This window comes from Methylobacterium frigidaeris (assembly GCF_022179185.1).
Taxonomy (GTDB): Bacteria; Pseudomonadota; Alphaproteobacteria; order Rhizobiales; family Beijerinckiaceae; genus Methylobacterium; species Methylobacterium frigidaeris.
In genome coordinates, this window is record NZ_BPQJ01000285.1 from 1 (window position 1) to 249 (window position 249).

At 71.9% G+C, this 249-nt stretch carries 1 protein-coding gene; it reads left to right on the forward strand.

Annotation, left to right across the window (positions count from 1 at the left end; translation table 11 throughout):
• The coding region (locus MFF64_RS37170; protein WP_238194074.1) for a CoA transferase at window positions 1–249 on the forward strand (249 nt) is incomplete at both ends.

The following is a 249-nucleotide window of genomic DNA, read 5'->3' on the forward strand; positions in this document are numbered from 1 at the left end:
TCAAGGTGGAGGGCGATCCCAACCCCAACGTCGAGCACGCCAACCGGGGCAAGCGCAGCATCGGCCTGGACATGGCGCGGCCCGAGGGCAGAGAGGTGCTGTACGAACTGGCCCGGCGCGCGGACGTGTTCCTGACCAGCTTCCTGCCGTCGGCGCGGCACAGGTTCGGCATCGACGTCGAGGACATCCGCGAGGTCAACCCGCGGATCGTCTACGCCCGGGGCAGCGCGCTCGGCCCGCGCGGCGGGG